The 16916-nt window shown below is 55.4% G+C and carries 15 protein-coding genes and 2 pseudogenes; 4 read left to right on the top strand and 13 right to left on the bottom strand.

Annotation, left to right across the window (positions count from 1 at the left end; translation table 11 throughout):
- Positions 1-780, top strand: a complete 780-nt coding sequence (locus tag FFR93_RS36715; protein ID WP_138396797.1) for an ABC transporter permease — start codon at positions 1-3, stop codon at positions 778-780.
- Positions 781-1385: 605 nt separating this feature from the next.
- Here FFR93_RS36715 and FFR93_RS36710 read toward each other — a convergent pair.
- The 3 genes from FFR93_RS36710 to FFR93_RS41720 form a co-directional block, all read right to left on the bottom strand.
- The gene (locus FFR93_RS36710; protein ID WP_138396796.1) at positions 1386-2414 is read right to left on the bottom strand and encodes an LLM class flavin-dependent oxidoreductase; all 1029 of its coding nucleotides are present in this window, start codon (positions 2412-2414) and stop codon (positions 1386-1388) included.
- Between the two features lie 408 nt (positions 2415-2822).
- A complete protein-coding gene (locus FFR93_RS36705; RefSeq protein ID WP_138396826.1) occupies positions 2823-3926 on the bottom strand; it encodes a histidinol-phosphate transaminase in 1104 nt (367 codons plus the stop codon).
- A gap of 309 nt (positions 3927-4235) precedes the next feature.
- Entirely contained in the window at positions 4236-4433 is a 198-nt protein-coding gene (locus FFR93_RS41720) for a hypothetical protein (RefSeq protein WP_077988149.1), read from the bottom strand.
- 486 nt (positions 4434-4919) lie between these two features.
- Between FFR93_RS41720 and FFR93_RS36695 the strand changes: the two are divergent.
- Positions 4920-5171, top strand: a pseudogene (locus FFR93_RS36695) (DUF982 domain-containing protein).
- Positions 5172-5290: 119 nt separating this feature from the next.
- On the opposite strand, the gene FFR93_RS36690 reads toward FFR93_RS36695, so the two are convergent.
- The 10 genes from FFR93_RS36690 to FFR93_RS36640 all read right to left on the bottom strand — a co-directional run bounded on the left by FFR93_RS36690 (position 5291) and on the right by FFR93_RS36640 (position 14952).
- A complete protein-coding gene (locus FFR93_RS36690) occupies positions 5291-6340 on the bottom strand; it encodes a class I SAM-dependent methyltransferase (protein WP_138396795.1) in 1050 nt (349 codons plus the stop codon).
- 136 nt (positions 6341-6476) lie between these two features.
- The gene (gene nifT, locus FFR93_RS36685) at positions 6477-6683 is read right to left on the bottom strand and encodes a putative nitrogen fixation protein NifT (protein ID WP_017958633.1); all 207 of its coding nucleotides are present in this window, start codon (positions 6681-6683) and stop codon (positions 6477-6479) included.
- A gap of 267 nt (positions 6684-6950) precedes the next feature.
- Positions 6951-7145, bottom strand: a complete 195-nt coding sequence (locus tag FFR93_RS36680) for a 4Fe-4S dicluster domain-containing protein (RefSeq protein WP_018484288.1) — start codon at positions 7143-7145, stop codon at positions 6951-6953.
- 15 nt (positions 7146-7160) lie between these two features.
- Positions 7161-8654: a nitrogenase cofactor biosynthesis protein NifB gene (nifB, locus tag FFR93_RS36675; RefSeq protein ID WP_138396794.1), complete on the bottom strand. Its 1494-nt coding sequence runs from the start codon at positions 8652-8654 to the stop codon at positions 7161-7163.
- 214 nt (positions 8655-8868) lie between these two features.
- Complete coding sequence (nifA, locus tag FFR93_RS36670) at positions 8869-10428, bottom strand: nif-specific transcriptional activator NifA (RefSeq protein WP_138396825.1); 1560 nt, start codon at positions 10426-10428, stop codon at positions 8869-8871.
- A gap of 194 nt (positions 10429-10622) precedes the next feature.
- Positions 10623-10919: a ferredoxin family protein gene (locus FFR93_RS36665; protein WP_138396793.1), complete on the bottom strand. Its 297-nt coding sequence runs from the start codon at positions 10917-10919 to the stop codon at positions 10623-10625.
- A gap of 11 nt (positions 10920-10930) precedes the next feature.
- Positions 10931-12238: an NAD(P)-binding protein gene (locus tag FFR93_RS36660; RefSeq protein ID WP_138396792.1), complete on the bottom strand. Its 1308-nt coding sequence runs from the start codon at positions 12236-12238 to the stop codon at positions 10931-10933.
- Positions 12228-13361 carry an electron transfer flavoprotein subunit alpha/FixB family protein gene (locus tag FFR93_RS36655; protein ID WP_138396791.1) on the bottom strand — a complete coding sequence of 378 codons (1134 nt, stop codon included), beginning with the start codon at positions 13359-13361 and terminating at the stop codon, positions 12228-12230. Before FFR93_RS36655 ends, FFR93_RS36660 begins: the two co-directional genes overlap by 11 nt.
- 17 nt (positions 13362-13378) lie before the next feature.
- Complete coding sequence (locus FFR93_RS36650) at positions 13379-14230, bottom strand: electron transfer flavoprotein subunit beta/FixA family protein (RefSeq protein ID WP_138396790.1); 852 nt, start codon at positions 14228-14230, stop codon at positions 13379-13381.
- Positions 14231-14427: 197 nt separating this feature from the next.
- Positions 14428-14952 (bottom strand): TlpA disulfide reductase family protein, encoded by a 525-nt coding sequence (locus tag FFR93_RS36640; protein WP_138396789.1) that lies wholly within the window; start codon positions 14950-14952, stop codon positions 14428-14430.
- A 1080-nt stretch (positions 14953-16032) separates the two neighbouring features.
- Here FFR93_RS36640 and FFR93_RS41715 point away from each other — a divergent pair.
- A complete protein-coding gene (locus tag FFR93_RS41715) occupies positions 16033-16218 on the top strand; it encodes a hypothetical protein (RefSeq protein ID WP_138396824.1) in 186 nt (61 codons plus the stop codon).
- Positions 16219-16572: 354 nt separating this feature from the next.
- Positions 16573-16722, top strand: a pseudogene (locus FFR93_RS41710) (threonine transporter RhtB); the annotation flags it as partial.
- Between the last annotated feature and the right edge of the window lie 194 nt (positions 16723-16916).

The following is a 16916-nucleotide window of genomic DNA, read 5'->3' as shown; positions in this document are numbered from 1 at the left end:
ATGAGCGTAGCAACATTACCCGCTGGCGGTTTGAACTGGCTCGCAGTTTGGCGCAGAAACTATCTGGCTTGGAAAAAAGCGGCGCTGGCATCCATTCTCGGAAATCTAGCCGATCCCATAATATACCTATTCGGGCTCGGCGCTGGATTGGGAGTGATGGTAGGGCACGTTGACGGCGTATCGTACACCGCATTTTTGGCGGCTGGAATGATCGCGACAAGCGCGATGACTGCTGCAACTTTCGAGACTATCTATGCGGCCTTTGGCCGAATGCAGGGCCAGCGCACCTGGGAAGCAATGTTGTACACACAGCTCAGGCTAGGGGATATCGTCGTTGGGGAAATGGCGTGGGCGGCAACTAAGGCGTCGCTCGCAGGCACCGGCATTGGTATCGTCGCCGCCATGTTGGGATACACTCACTGGCTGTCTCTTCTCTATGCTCTTCCGGTCATTGCCCTTACTGGCTTTGCCTTTGCGAGCCTCGGTATGGTGGTCACGGCCCTCGCGCCCAGCTACGATTATTTCATATTTTATCAAACGCTTGTCATCACACCGATGTTGTTCTTATCAGGCGCAGTCTTTCCCATCGACCAATTGCCTGTAGCATTCCAGCAGCTTGCGGCGTTCTTGCCCTTGGCACATGCGGTAGATGTTATCCGCCCGACGATGCTGGGCCAATCAATCACCAATGTCTGCCTGCACATCGGCGTTCTCTGCATCTACATAGTCGTACCATTCTTCTTGTCTACCGCATTGCTTCGGCGGCGACTGATGCGGTGAAGAATGCTGCTTAGCAAGTAAAAGGGCACATCGCGTCTCCGCGGCCATCATCGCTAACCATATTGGGGCAGCGACGACCCCCGGCACCAGCGGCGTGATGCCGCCTCACCAATTTGCTACGGCTGCCACCGTCAGCACCTCACTACGATTGCGCGGCCTAATGCCAAGGTCAAACGACCATTTTTCCGGCCTCGGCCAGCATGGTCTGCGTGAGCCCAGCGATGCCGCCGATGACGACCGTGCTGTCGAGCCCCGTCAGCTGATCAATCAGGGTCGGCGATAGCCGTTGGTCTGTACGCGATCTTGCGGTTTCTAGGGACGACACAATCCTCGATGGCATGACCCACAGAAACTAGGCCGGAACCGCCACGTTTTCGGCTAGAGAAAGCAACAGACAGCCTGGCAATTCCCCTAAACCAGCCTTAATCTGATCGTCACAAAACTGTTGGAGGGAACTCCAAAAAAACTTTGGAGCAAGGTCGGCCGGGGCTCCTTCGGGCCGACTCCTTGATTCAATTGGTGTCGTGGAGGCGGCATGGGATAACTGGTGTTAGTTGCGGAGTCCACGGGGAAAGGTCAGGCGGCGCGCCAAGTGGTTGCCGAAGTCAACCAACCCGATCCATAATGTCGGACTGAATGGTCATAGCAGTGTATATTGAAGCGTCCAATGGCAGATCTCCAAACGCGAGTTGACACAGAAGATAGTTGGCGCCTGCCTCTTCCAACTGATCAAGAAGAGACCGTCGCACAGAGGCTGCCGTTCCTACTACGCACAATTCACTCTCAATTGCGGCATCCAAGGTCAGCGGCAGGTTTGACGGAACTGGGATCGCATTGATATCGAATAGAAATTTGAAGCTCTTAACCCATCGTTCGTAAGCAGGTGCCGCGAGTGAATAGGCATGCGCGGCAGAACGTCCGACCACCACCATTCGGAGCAATCCGAGAAATGAGGCTTGGTCGTCCGTGCCATCGTAGTCCTCTCGATGGGAATGGAAGGCATCAGTAATTTTGCGAACAACAGACGCGGGTCCTAGGCACGCGATATTCGCGCCATTTGCGGCGGCCCAAGCTGCAGACTCGGGCCGGTTGGTGGCGATCCAAATGGGCGGATGCGGACGCTGATAAGGCTTCAGCGTCAATGGTACGTTGTTTAGCTCAAAGTGATCGCCTTGGTAGGATAGCGTACCGCCCTTCATTGCCTTGACAAGGATTTCACTGGCTTCGACGTAACGCTCCGGCACCGCGTCCGCATCAATTCCAAAGTAACCCAATTCGATTGGGAGTGATCCGCGGCCTATGCCCAACTCGAGCCTACCACCGCTCAACTGGTCAAGCATACAGATCTCTTCAAACGCGCGTAGCGGATGACACAGGCTTAGCAGCATGACCATGGGGCCGACGCGAAGATGACGAGTGCGCTGTGCCACGCTCGATAAGAACAAATTCGGCGATGGGCCTCTGCCATGCGGAGTACAATGGTGCTCTGCGAGATGATACGCATAAAAACCGAGCCGATCGCAGGTCTCTGCTAGCGTAAGGCGATTTGCATATTGTTGTGCGAGGTCGCGACCATCCTCGTCCAAATGATCAAAGATGCCGAAGCTTAGCTTTGCAGGAAAGGCGTTTCTCATTCCGTATCTCCAACGTTCATGCACATCCTTCAGGCACCGATCCAAATTTAAGACTTGGATTGCTGAGCGGACATGATCTCATGCTCAGGGCGAACTTACCTCTGAGCTTTGCGTCTGCGAGGGCAGATCATTGAGATCTCGAAATTGCCCGCAGCCATCTGTGATTTTGCTGTTGCCGAAAGTCCACCGTCAGGCGTCGGCCCGCTCTACATCACCAAGACCTAGAGAATGCCGACCCGGTGGCGTCGTCGACGCTTTGCAGGTCGTGCCGACGCGCGCCTTTTGTGAAGATGGTTCCTGATTTGACTGTGATGGCCGGTCCAAACCGGGCGGATAGTATCGAGCAGCGGCCTCCCGTTGCCCGCCATATCATGTTTATGCAACGCATAGAGCAGAGGCAGCGTTGCTTTAAGGCCGGCCTTCGAGATCCTCAGCTCCCATAATATCGCTGACCGCCGCAAGAAATGCATCCATCTGCGCTTTTGTACCGATGCTAACGCGGATGGAATATTCCAGTCCTCTATCGGGGAAGACAGCAATGAGTATCTTTTTCCGCTCCAGGGAGGCTTGCCACCAGACGCTATCTCTTCCTGCTGGCACACGGGCCAGCAGGAAGTTTGCATGCGAGGGAGTTACGGTGAAACCAAATTGCGAGAGCGCTGCGCTCACTCGCTGTCTCTCATACTTAATTTGCTTGTGGTTCTCGTCGTAGGCGGACCGATTCGAAAGGATGCTGACGCCAACAGCATGGCCAATCACGTTCATGTTGAAGACGTTCTGTATGTTTCGCAGTCTGCCGATGACCTCAGGATGACCGAATCCGAGCCCAACTCGAATGCCCGCAGCAGCATAGCTCTTCGAAAATGTTCTTAAGAGCAGGAGGTTCGCATGACGCTTAACCAGACGTAGAGCATCGTCAGGTGCAAAGTCGACATAGGCTTCATCCAAAACAATCAACCGATCCGATTGTGCCACAAGGAGTTCGATGTCAGCAATCGGAATAAATGTTCCGGTTGGGTTGTTCGGATTAGCCAACAGAATGAACTTGGCATCTTTTGCTGGTCCGAGGAGTAATTGCTTTGACAGCAATGAGTGAATTTCCCCCCACCCAATTTCCAGAAAATCAGCTCCTTGCAAAAAGGCCAGTTTGCGGTTGAATGAAAACCCCGGCGACACCATCGCGACAGTGTCACCCGGAGCAAGGAATGCCCTGTAGATAAGCCCGAGAAGTTCAGATGATCCGTTCCCGGCGATCACCTGATCTCTGGAGAGGTCATAGGTAAGGGCGGCTGCTTCCCTCAGACTGATGTTGTCATTTTCCGGATACAGATACTGCCGTTCGAGGGCAGCAATAGCGCTCTGCATGACAACTGCCGGCAACGCAAATGGATTTTCATTCGTGTTTAGCTTGATGCAACCAGCATCCGGCGCCTTACTGGAAGGCAGAGCGTTCAGCTGTCTGGGCACTTCCGCAAGAGCCGAAAGCACGCTCTGCAATTTTGCATCCGACATGTTTTTCTCCGTTTCATTCGCTGGGGCGATCACATTGTGCCGGTACAAATACTCCTGTTCGTCCATTCCATATCGGCTCGCGACTTTTTTATTGGATTTTCATACGGTTGGTAAAATCATTTCTATGCATGGCATCCATCCACGCTATCAATTGACTGGCAGGCTGTGCGGGAAGGGACAGGAGAGCAGGGACGTTGCCGACTGTCCGCGAGCACATGTTTCGAAAATGGCAGCGCGATAGGAAGTCGATCGAAATGGCCTTCTCGAAACTTACCCGGCCAGCGTTACGATACAATTGGCGTGGCTCATCTAATCGATGACATCGATTTCGACATAATCCTTGGCGACAACTAATTCCGCGTCATACGGGTTCTTTCTAAGGATACGACAACGGCTGTCAGGTGCGCCTCGCGCGGCAAGAACGCCGAGGGCTGAGGCGATAAATTTTGAATCGCCGGCTTCCATTGCCTCGTCTGAATCGAGCAGATTGGCAATGTCGAAATCCATGATCTTTTCAGTCGTCGTGTTACCAGTCTAGCCGATAAGCGATGACCCTGAACAGAATCTCAGTAGGCTATCGACACTTCAGAACGGCTTTCATTGAGATTGTTCAGGGATTTTCGATATCGTTGCTATAGCTGACGATAAATCGGACCACGACGCTTCCCAGACATAAGCGATCACCGGCGTTTATGATCATAGGATCAACAACCGTTGCGCGGGAGGAATAACGATCACGCCTGAGGCCAAAGCCCCCTTGCACAATGTTTCGGCATTAAATCGAGGCATTGGCAGCCAGACATGAAAACCATCGTAAGCGGGCGTTCGTAAATCATTACCAACAACTGAGCGAGCCATCTTCGGACGGTGTCTCGCCTCACTTTCAATTGCCTCTCGAATACCGCTACGGTCCCGTCAGAAAGCCACTCGGCTAAAATGGCGCAGGATAGAGGCGATACAGTCAACGACGAAGCACGCTGGGTCCAAGGCACGCTGGACAAAGAATGCGGGTTTGCGTTGCAAGGCCCGGCATCTCGCAAGATCGTGTGAACGCTGGGCAACGCGGCGCGTCTCTTGATCAACGACGCTATGACGGCGAGGAATATGTGGCTGCCGTCAAAGCTTGCGTCGACGCATTGAGCGGTAAGACTGCCCCGGAACAACTCCGGTAAGCGCTTCTGCATGTGGCCGATGAGGCGGGTATCGCAGCTCTCTCTCGTCCGGCAGGGAGTTAGAGCGCGATGACCGGATCTGCCCTCGAGCCCCAGGATAGTCCGAATCTCAAAGGCTACCCGCTTTCGACGTCACGTCTGCGCGGAGCGCCCGCCCCAGCTGGCCGGACACGGACGCGCCACTCCTTGCCATCAGGTTGCTTCGAGCACCATGTTGAGCGAGCTCTGGGCCGCGCGCCTGATATGGGTGAAGCCGCCGGACCGGATCACCTCCGTCAGCCGCCGTTCGCCTGCCTGCGCGCCTAGCGCCAGCCCTGTCTCCTGCGCAAGCGAGGTGGGAACGCAGATCATCGTCGACGCCGAGTAGTAGAGGCGCCCGACCGGATTGATGTTCTCCTCCAACGTATCTCCCGTGATCGGCTCGACGACCATCCACGTGCCGCCGTCCTTCAGCGCCTTTCTGATATGAGACGCCGCGGCTTTCGGGTCGCCCATGTCGTGCAGGCAGTCGAAGCAGGTGATCAAGTCGAAATCCCGGCCGTCGAAATCTTCCGCTCGGCCCACCTCGAACTGCACGTTCGTCAACCCGTGCGCCTCAGCGTGCGCTTTCGCAGCCGCGATCGAGCCCATATGGAAGTCGTAGCCCACAAACCAGGAATTGGGAAAGGCCTGCGCCATCAGCACCGTCGATACCCCGTGCCCGCAACCGACGTCGGCCACCGTTGCACCCCATTTTAACTTGGCGATCACGCCATCGAGCGCCGGCAGCCACTCCTGGACCAGCGCATTGACGTAACCAGGGCGGAACAGCCGCGCTACAGCGCAGAACATGCAGCCAGCCTGGTCGCCCCAGGCAACGCCTTCACCGGTCTTGAAGGCAGACTGCACCTTCGGCTGATTTCCGACCATCGCGGCAGCGGTATCGAACGCGCCAATCAGGTTGAACGGGCTGTCGGGTTCAGCAAACACATAGGCCTGCTCCGGCGTGAGCGAGAACTGGCCATTCTCGTAATGCACATAGCCCGAAGCCGCCTGCGCTGCCAGCCACTCGCGCACATAGCGAGGCGCGCATCTAGCGGCCACGGCAACCTCCTCGGCCGTCGCGGGTCCGATCTCCTTCAGCGTCTTGTAGAGGCCGAGGTCATCGCCGATCCGCACCAGCGGCACGCTGAATGCACCGCCAAGGTCGCCAAAGATGCGGTCCACGAGCTTCTCAAGCGTTGTGTCGTTGAGTTGGGTCATGTCGGACTCCTCCTTATTTACGGGCGGCCTCTTGCCGATGGCCGCCTTCAAGGGATCGGGAACTCGATGCCCTCTATTTGGGGTGTATGCCCGCTTGCACTTGGAATCGACGCTCATCTATCGACCCGCGCACACGCTAACTGGATAGCCTCCTCGCGTCGACAGTAACGGGCAGGCGCCTGTTCTGCGATAGGTCGGGGAGGGCTATCCGCCATCCATTTTTCAGCAAAATGAAGCCGCCCCATAGGTTTTTGTGCTCAACCGAGATGATCGGTTCCTCAAGGTCTTTCTTGTGAATATAGACCGATAAGCCGACGTCAGTTCTGCTGATTGTCACTCTCATGCATGTCCCTTCTCGCTACGGCGGCTTTGAAGATCGAAAGTCGAGCGTTATCAAAGCCTATTATTTTGGTACGACATATGACCAGGCCGACACCTCCGTTATGGCTCTGTCTTGGACGGCATCCGTTCCGGGGCCCACGTCGGCTACTCAGGTTGCGCGCATCGCTCACTGGATGGGATATTGGTGGTACGTGAATTTTTAACCTCATATTCGCCTAGGAGACCACTGGCCACTCGTCCCATTCTTTGCGCTTTAGTCTGGTGACGATCAGGCAGGGACGCAGGTCTTCGGCATCGGACACACCGAAGCGCATTGTTGCGTGTCGAACTCACCCCTGCACTCGGTACATTTTTTTGAATCCACAACATATCCCTCACCTTTGAAACTGATCGCATCTGAGGGACATTCAAATTCGCAAGCGCCGCACTGGGTGCATTGGGATATAATGATCTTGAAGGCCATGTTTTAGCTCCTGATTCAATTAGAGGGGCCTAAAGCCGTCGGCATCGCCGGTTTGCCGCCAAACTCGGCGGCGTATAGCGCGCCAATCGCAGTCTCGATGTAATCATAGGAAAATGCGTCACTGGCTCGCACGCCAGTTTCTGCCAGCCGCTTCTTTGGGCAATCGCCGATTTTGGAAGAAAGCAGAATGTCGATGCCGTCGAGTGCAACGATAGTGTGATCGAGATTGGCCTTCTCGCCTAAACCACCGAGGCAATACTGCTCGACCTTGCGGTGTCCCACCAAGTTGATCCCCTTTCGTGAGACTGCATACACTTGGAATTCTCTTGCCTGACCGAAATGTTCGTTGATCCGGCCGCCACCTTTAGTCGCCACGGCAACAGCAAGGGTTCCCGAAGAACTCAGTGACTTGACTGCTTTGTTCGCGTCCAATTTTGCTGCCAGTTGATCCCCTCGCTCGTGCTGGACCAGCTTGCGATAGGCCTCGCGCTTGCTGGTGTCGAATTCAACTTTGGTGGAGATCTGGTCGAGGGCAAACTCTCGCTCGCGATCATCGCCCAACAAACCGATGGCGTCGGCCCGGCATTGTTGGCAGTGACGCATAAGCTTGACGTTGCCATCGAGACAATCTTGAAGTGCCTTCAGTTCGAACGGCTCCGGGCAACGCTGACCCGTAAGACCGTAATAAGTACCATGCGAAGGCTTGGAAATCAGGGGCACCACATTGTGCATGAATGCGCCGCGGTCTCTGATCCATCGGTTAACTTCGACGAGGTGCGTGTCATTGACGCCTGGAATCATAACCGAATTGATTTTGGTGAGGATGCCGCGCTTGGTCAGCAATTCCAAACCCAACATTTGGCGCTCGTGAAGGATCCTGGCAGCTTCTATGCCAGTGTATCGACGATGCCCGTGGAGTATCCACGGATAGATCTTCGCCCCGACTACCGGATCCACCATGTTGATGGTGATCGTCACGTGATCGATATTCATGTCAGCTAACTCATCGACATGATCCGGAAGCGCCAATCCATTGGTGGAGATGCATAGTTTGATGTCAGGTATTTCTCTCGCAACTCCTTCAAACGTCGCTACGGTCTTCCTCCAGTCGTAACAAGCGTCGCCCGGTCCGGCAACGCCGATTACGGAAAGCTCCGGCACTTTGCTGGCGACGGCAAGCACCTTGCGTAGTGCCTGGTCGGGAGTTAGCTTTACTGATGCGACCCCGGGACGGCTTTCGTTGGTGCAATCATATTTGCGATTGCAGTAGTTGCACTGGATGTTGCACGCAGGTGCGACCGCGACATGCATGCGAGCGAAATAGTGATGGGCTTGCTCTGAAAAGCAGGGATGATCTTTGATTCTCTCCCAGATCCGCGCATCTATGTCATCCGTCACCGAAAGGTCATAGGACGAAGATGCGCGGCCGCCGTGCATAGCGGGAGCCATCGGCGCCCGGTCGAAGGGGGCACTGGTGGTCGTCCCGACCTTTATCTCCGGTTCCGACATTGCACTGTTCCACTGGTGAGGAATGGTTACAGCTCCAAAAGCAAGAGAGATTCCGGTCGACGCGACATTGTTGTTTCAGCGCTTATGTCGCCTTTACCGCCCTCTTTTCCCGCTTGCTGCCGGAGATGTTTTGTAGAAATCAAGACAGGATCGCGCCCGAAGTCGTTAGGCCGACTCAACCAAAGCTTACGACATTCTTCATATCGTTCTCCGCTTAGTCTTTCTTCACATCGATACGATGCCGGCGTAGCGCATAGCCGACCTGCCGCGGCGTCTTACCCAGGATACGAGCCGCTTTGGCCTGTACCCAGCCAGCCTTCACCATTGCATTGATCAGCCGATCACGCTCAGTGAGACCCGCTGCCTCGATTGTGGCTGCGGCACCGCTGGGAGTACCTACGTTGGCCCCCAGTCCGCCTAACATTGTATCTCGCGGGTTGAGACTATGCACCGGGCCGTTGCCAGTGCCGTCGCGGGCGTCTTTCCAGAGGAGCGCCGAAGAACACTGGTCTTGCTGACAGGCAAAATCCGATGAAGTGATGGTATTTGAACTGGCGAGAGTGGCGGTCCTTTGAACGCAGTTGTCCAGCTCGCGAACATTGCCGGGGAAGGCGCATTTCGACAAAATGTCTATGGCCGACGGGGCGAAGTCGCAATTTCGATCATTTGCCTTGTTGAATTGCTCGAGGAACACTTGCGCTAGAAGCGAAATGTCACCGTCGCGCTGCCGAAGTGGCGGCAAAATGATGGGCACCACATTGATCCGGTAATAGAGGTCGGCTCTGAACTCCCCTCGAAGGACGGCCACTTCAAGGTTTTTGTTGGTGGCGCATATAACTCGAACGTCTACTTTCAATGTCTTCGTTCCGCCGAGACGTTCGAATTCGCCTTCCTGTAACACGCGCAATAACTTCGCCTGGAATTGTGGTGATACATCGCCGATTTCATCAAGCAACAGCGTTCCGCCATCGGCCAGTTCGAAACGTCCAGCTCGTTGAAGGAGAGCGCCAGTGAAAGCGCCCTTCTCATGGCCAAACAATTCGGATTCCAGAACGGTTTCCGACAGCGCGGCGCAATTCAACTTAATAAACGCCTTGCTTTTCCGTATCGACAACGCGTGTATTGCTCTTGCAAAGCATTCCTTGCCAGTGCCGCTCTCTCCTCTCAAGAGCACCGCGGAGTTCGTCGCGGCCACGATCCTGGTGGTAGCTAATACCCTCTTGAGCGCGGGGCTCTCCCCGACGATCCAGCCGATTTTATCGAGTTGGGTGGGATGAGGCTTCGGCCTGATTTTCGGAATCTGTCCCGCTTGTTGTTCCTCGGCGACTGAGCCGCCATCGCTGCACAATTCGCTATAGCGCTGGCAGGTTAAGCCGATCAGGACGGCAATCATTGCCAGAAGGCTTTCGTCCTGAGCTCCGCTTTTCTGCGCGAAATCAATCCACAATGCGCCAATTGATTTCCGGTTTACATTAACGGGGAGAACGGCAGAATTTTTCCCAAAGTGCTTTTCACCGCTAGCGATGACACGATTTATTGCGTCCGCCTGGTCAATCGTAAGAGAACGTGAGCGAACGTCGTGCCCAATGGGAGCCCGCACGTTTATCCAGGGCTCTCCTCCGGAGCCGTGAATCACGATTCCGCCATCGCGCAATCGCAGATGCTCGACGAGGGCGTTCATCGCAGCCTTCAGCACGTTGTCTAGAGGAAAAGAAGAGAGAAGCTCTTTGGATATGTCGTAGAGTATATGGAGCCGCGTCTCTGGTTTAATCATGCCTACAAACAGGGGAGGGTGCACTGCTTTTTACCCTGGTGCGCGAAATATGCTAACGCATATTCCTGAGTTATAAATACGTGTTATCGACGGCGCAAAAATTAGCCTTTCGAAAGGTTGAGTGGAGCACGTTCAATCGCCGCCGCTAATGCAGCTGGATCGGTCGCTGCTATCCCGGCGGAGGTAGGGACTCGTCATCCGAATTTGAAGAGGACCCCGAACCCGCCCCGGGGATAATTCCACTTGATGTCGCCACTCGCTTCGCATAACACTCTGCATGTGCCGCATTCCAAGCAGCCATCCGAAACAATCACCACCTGACCAATTTCGTTCACCTCGTAGCATTTGGCCGGACAGATTTGCGTCAAGGCGAGGAGGTTTGGGCTTGGCGACCGGTGCGGTCGCACCGTAATGTGCGGACGTCCAGTGTCGACGAGATATCGGTTTTGGTACAGCTTATCCTCAATGCGCTCAATGATGGTCGCCTTCATCGAATTTTCCTTTAACGCCAAGATACGGCGGAGCGAACCGCGTCGCTAATCAACCCCCAACGGGATCGTGCGTTGATGAAGGAGGCAGCTGTAGCCTTCTCCCTGTTGATTTTAGGTGCACCGTCGACGCGCACAAAATTTTGCGCGGCCTGAGATATAAGCGTTGGATATGTCATGAAAAAATTGTGACTGTCGGTGTGGAGGAGGCTTGGAAGATCTTTGTGTTTGATCAGGTCTTTCATGACAAACGACTTGTCCAGTATGCCCTTGTAGAGAGAGAGATTGCGTTTCGTCATCAGACCGCCACGGCTCTTTATCTGGAAGATCGCTTCACCCGCCATGAGGCCGGATGTCATCGCAAGGTTCGATCCCTCCCTGTGCACGGCATTGTTTAGTTGCGCCGCGTCGCCGACGACGACCCACCCGTTGCCAAAGAGCTGTGGGATTGCCTTGAAGCCGCCCTCAGGAATAAGATGCGCGGCGTATTCTTTGATCTCTGAACCGGCCAGTAATGGTCGGATCGAGGGATGTTGCTTGAAGGCGTCAAGAAGGCGGTACGGATTTTCCATGCCTTCCGCTAAACCGGAGACGAGGCAGCCGATCCCCACCGAGACCGACTCCTTGTTGGTATAGAGGAAGCCCAGTCCGGCCATTCCGCGTGAGATCGTGCCGCCGGCTTCGATTACACAGCCTTCGCTACCGTTGAGGCCGAAGCGCTCTGCAATGACCTCTTCCGGCATGAAATGCATTTCCTTGACAGCGAGGGCCACATTTTCCGGCTTCGGCATATCGCGTAAGCCGGCTCGTGTCCCAAGCAGTCCGTTCACGCCCTCAGCAAGGACGACGACGTCCGCGAGGATCACACCGCCCTCTCGGTCCGTGTGAACGCCTATTACTTTACCGTTCAGGTCCCAAGCGAGTCTGGTCGCTGTCGTTTCACAAAGGACTGTGCCGCCCGCCTCGCACACTTTGCGTGAGAACCATTTGTCAAACTGGGCGCGGATGATCGTATACCGGTTTGGCTTCAGTTCATTGAAGTCATCAGAGCGATAGTGCACGCCCGTGTGCGACGAGTCATCCATTAGCCAGAATCGTTGCTCGACCAGATGCCGTTCAAGAGGAGCGTCATCGCGGAAGTTTGGGATAATCGCCTCCAACATGTTGGCGTACAATATAGCCCCTTGAACATTCTTAGAGCCCGAATGTTCTCCGCGCTCCAGCTGCAGCACGTTTAGACCGCGACTAGCCATCGAATACGCTGCGGCGTTGCCGGACATACCGGCACCGATGACGATCGCGTCGAACTTACTATTGGTCATCTAGCCTTCCTCGGTCCATAACCTTGATAGAGTTGTGCGGTGGCATTCGCTTGGCGAAAGCTTCTGTCAACGCCGGCAAGAACTCCAGCGCGCAAGCGACAACGCCGATGTGGGCGAAGTCAAAGATCGGAGCGTTCTGGTCGAGGTTGATAGCGACAATCAGATCGGCTCCTTCGACGCCAACGCGATGCTGGACCGCGCCAGATATTCCCGCCGCGATGTAGAGCTTGGGTCTAATGGTATGGCCGGACTGACCAATTTGTCGATCAGCAGGCATCCAGCCTTTTTGGACCAGTGGGCGCGAGCACCCGACTCCCCCGCCGATCGTCGTTGCCAGGTTTCTCAAGTATTGCAGGTTTCCTGCAGCACCGAGGCCGAGTCCGGCCCCGACCACGATGTCGGAGTTGGCCAGATCGGATTGCTCAGACCCGCTGTTACAAAGGAACGCGAGGACTTTGGTGACGATCTCCTCCTCAACCATCAGGAGTTGATGATGGATAACGCGCCCAATTGGCTTATCCGCACGTTGCGGCGTCGCCATGACCCTGGACCGCACCGTTGCCATTTGCGGCCGGCTAGTCAGCGTGTAGATCGTGCACAACAAGGACCCGCCGAAAGTTGGCCGCGTCGCTGCGAGTGAACCATCTCCATCAACATCCAGCTCGGTGCAATCAGCCGTAAGCCCCGTTTGTAAGGTCGTTGCTACAGCACCGGCGAGGTCACGGCCGAGCGTGGTCGCGCCGAGAAGGAGAATTTCTGGTTTGTGAGTAGTGACCAGATCCGTCAAAGCCTTGGTGAAGGGTTCGTTTCGATAGTTGGCGAGGAGGGGCGACTCTACTAGATAGGCGACATCAGCTCCGTAGGCGAAGGCCTCTTCGATCGCAGGCTTGGTGCCCACGCCTTCAGACGAACCGAGGATTACCCCGGCCAGTTGGACACCCAGCTTGTCAGCTAGTCTGCGGCCTTCGCCGAGGAGTTCAATCGATACGGGATGAACATTGCCGCGCTCAAGTTCCATGAAGACCCAGACGTGCCGGTGATCTTCGAAACACTTCAGCAGCTTTTTCCCTGAGCTGGCGCGGCCGACCGCATTTGCCGGCGTTTCATTTTTTCTAGCGACCAAAATCTACTCCTCGCTGCTCACCGATTGCCAAGGGACGTGAGCTTGCGTTCCAAAATAGGCTGGCGGGCAAAAATTGCAGCGACCGTGTCCGCGGCGACCTCGGCCAACGTTTTGTCGTTAATGTCCATTTGCATAGCTTTTTCGGCGCGCGGACCAGGAGCGAATACTCGCTTCACGACCGTCGGTGATCCCCTTAGGCCGCATTTGGTCAACTCCCCAATGCCGGCGTCAGCGGCCCCCCATTTAAGAACCGGGCTTCGCGCGGCACGGAAGGCGTCATCGAGAGAGCCCCGGCGGATAGCATTGACACCTTCCAGCACGGTGATGAGACATGGCAACGTGCTCTTCAGCATCTGCGTGCCGCTCTCCGCGTGCCGTTCAACCATGAGCTCGCGCGACGTGGGATCAATGGAGACAATCTTCGTTACGTAGGTCAATTGCTGGAGGTTCAGCCTCTTTGCAATTCCGGGTCCGACCTGGGCCGTGTCGCCGTCAATTGTCTGCTTTCCCGTAAAGACCATATCAGGCGCCCCATAGCTCTCGCCAATCTTCGCTACTGCTTGAGAAAGTGCATACGAGGTCGCCAGCGTGTCAGATCCAGCAAAGTGGCGGTCGGTCAGAAGCACTGCGCGATCTGCGCCGTGGGTGAGGGCTTTGCGTAGCGCTTGCTCAGCCATGGGCGGTCCCATCGTGAGAACGGTCACCTCGCCCCCATAGCGGTCTCGAACTTGTAGTGCCTCTTCGAGAGCAAACAGGTCGTAAGGGTTAATGATGGTCGGTACGCCTTGGCGCATGATCGTATTTGTCACCGGGTGGACGCGTATCTGCGCAGAGTCCGGCACTTGTTTGATACAGACCACGATGTGCATAGTCGTTTAAGCTCCCAATCGGATTCGGGCTTTAGGGACTCGGCTAACTCTGAGCACTGCTCGTGCCAATAAAGTTGCGCCGCAAGAGGATGCTGTCCGGGTTCAGGTTGATGCCCTCCTCAATGGCCGAGAGCGCCGACTTCCAATTCTTAATCTCTATCGCCGCCGAGACTCGATCATGGAACTATCTCCGCAGGCTAAGTCTCGCCTTCAGCAATCCGCTCCTCTTCGGCATTCATTGCTTCCGCGCTGGCGCGCCAGCTGCCGTCAATCACTTTTGCCAAAACGTCCTCGAGCACAACCAGATCACCGATAAAGGCGATGCTACCGTCTCGGTCGACAACGAACGCCTTTGGAACGTGGAACGACAGGCTGGCTTTGAGCCAATCCTCATCCATTTCGCCTGAGTGGTCGAATCCCATCCGAATGTTCGTATTCGGGAGCGATTTGGTTATGGACGCGTCCACCTGGGCTCGGGCGTCGTCAGCCGTTGCAGCTTCCTCACTTGCTGCGATCCCGATGAACTCAACTCCCGCCTCGCTCAATTTCTTGTGCAACTTCGCCAGCTCGGACAGCTCCGGCCCGCAATACCCGCAGGTAGTCGAAAAGAACTCAACGATGTATATCTCGCCGAGCTGGAAGTTGGAAAACGGTTCGCCGCGCAGCCAGTCCAGCGCTTTGATCGAAGGGGCTGGAGAGCCGCTACTTAAACTAGAGGCCATGTTTTACGCTCCACAGTATTTTATGGGCCGCTTCGTGCTCGAGGAATGAGCCCTTCCGGCCAAGTATCAGCTCGAGTTGCTCCGATTTCGAAGAGCGGCGCTCGTTCCATCGGTTGGACAACAAACGCTGGTGATCTCGTCTTCTGAAATGGCTTCTGCGGGTGCGTGCCATTGCAAATTCCTTCTTCTGAGAGCGTGACGATAGTCACCGTCGTGACCGGACGTTGCCGAGGTCTAATGCGTATGGAGCAGGAGGCCATTCCAAATCTCCTCGCCATGTAAGTCGATTGCTGGAGGTTCGGCCTCCTTCCGATGCCGGTCATACCGGGGCCGTGTCGCCGTCAATTGGCTGCTTCCCGACAAAGACGATACCAGGCGTCCGAAGCCCGGCACTTGTTTGATACAGACCACGATGTGCATAGGCGTTAAGCTCCCAATCGGATTTCGGCTTTAGGGACCCGGCTTACTCTGAGCACTACTCGTGCCAATCAGGTTGCGCCGGTAAGCCTTCGAGATCGCACATGTTTCGTTGTCGCTATGCGGTGGGGTTTTGTAGGGTTGCCGACATGTCGTGTCGCAATCCGCCCGATCACCACCGCGAACGGAGGGCGGTTCGATAGGCTTCAGGTCGGATAAGTCCGTGATAGCTGCGCCACGAGCCGGAAGATTTAAACGCCAAATAATGCGCCGGGATAGCACGGGGACTGAAGTTCTGGTGCCGTGGGCGTGTATCGAGCTTCGGTTTACCGTTGACAATCTGACTAGCGACACCGTATGCGCGATCAGAAGCACAGCGATCGAGAAAATAGCGCTGCGGGCGCCTAGTGAGGTTGGACGAGCGGTTTAGCTGATGTTGCGGCGTGAGCAAGATCGTCGCCAGAAGCGTGGAGAAACCCTTGCTGGAAATATCAATCGAAAGCCGTCCATAAAAACGCTGCTGCAGCGCATCGAGCTCTTGGCTTTTCTCCGTCTCAATCGTTTACATCAACGCCGTTCTGATCGGTTGACCAAACGAACAAGCCGAAGCCAGCTTGTGGTCCGTCAGACGCATGACAACGATTTGCGACATTGTCGTCACCTTTGTCAGATCAGCGACAATGCTACCTCCTCGATCGCGCGCCTTTTTCCGCCCACATAACTGGAATCGCAGCAACGGAGCGCGCTAAGACGATGCCCCCGTCACCCGAGCAGGACGATCCGCCAAAGATCGGCAATTCGATCGTAAGTTTGACCTGCATCAAAGACCACGAGCAGACGAGCCGTTAATCCTTAGCTCGTCAGGGACGTCCCAGCCGTGGTTCTACCCGCCAGCTCCTGCAGGCCACGCCCTCTGTCCAGGGCGTGGCCTTTTCCTTTTCGGGAAGATCACTTTCCCACGAGATTGCCTTTGGCAATTCTTGATCTGCATCAAGGAACCGATGTCCCGCAGGGGGGGAAGTGGAGGCCAAAATCGGACAGAGCCACTGACATGCAAACTCCGACTCGCCCCGGGAGGTTTTAGCCCTGCTGGCGGGTTTTTTCTTTGCTGAAAGCAATCACGCCGATGGCGTGTTCCTGCCCTGCAGGGCAGGGTCGGCAGGGTCTAGGCCGACAGGCAAATCCTGAAAGTTGCGATAATCCGTGGTTCTGACAGTCTCCTCCATCTGGCTGTCAATCGGCAGGGTCATTCTCGGACGTGAAAAATGGATACCGTCATTCGTCAGGCGGTGTGGATCCGCAACCCTCGCCGCATTCTCCGCCGTGCTCGCATTCAGCGCCCTTGGCAGATGAAACCTACGCCTAATGCCGTGCCGAGTGCGACGCAGTAAGGTCTAGTCAAGTCATTGATAAGGCACGTAAACATCCATGTTCCATAATTTTGTTTATGCCACTTTTGCATGTAAGGGGGGTACATTCTATTTCCAAGTGCGACATGCTTATAAAAACAATGGCTTCGCCTTGGAGATATATGCATGTCCCTTTGC

The sequence above is a fragment of the Rhizobium sp. MHM7A genome (assembly GCF_005862215.1).
Taxonomy (GTDB): Bacteria; Pseudomonadota; Alphaproteobacteria; order Rhizobiales; family Rhizobiaceae; genus Rhizobium; species Rhizobium bangladeshense.
The sequence above is the reverse complement of the archived record's forward strand: the minus strand, read 5'-3'. Positions and strand labels throughout refer to the sequence as shown.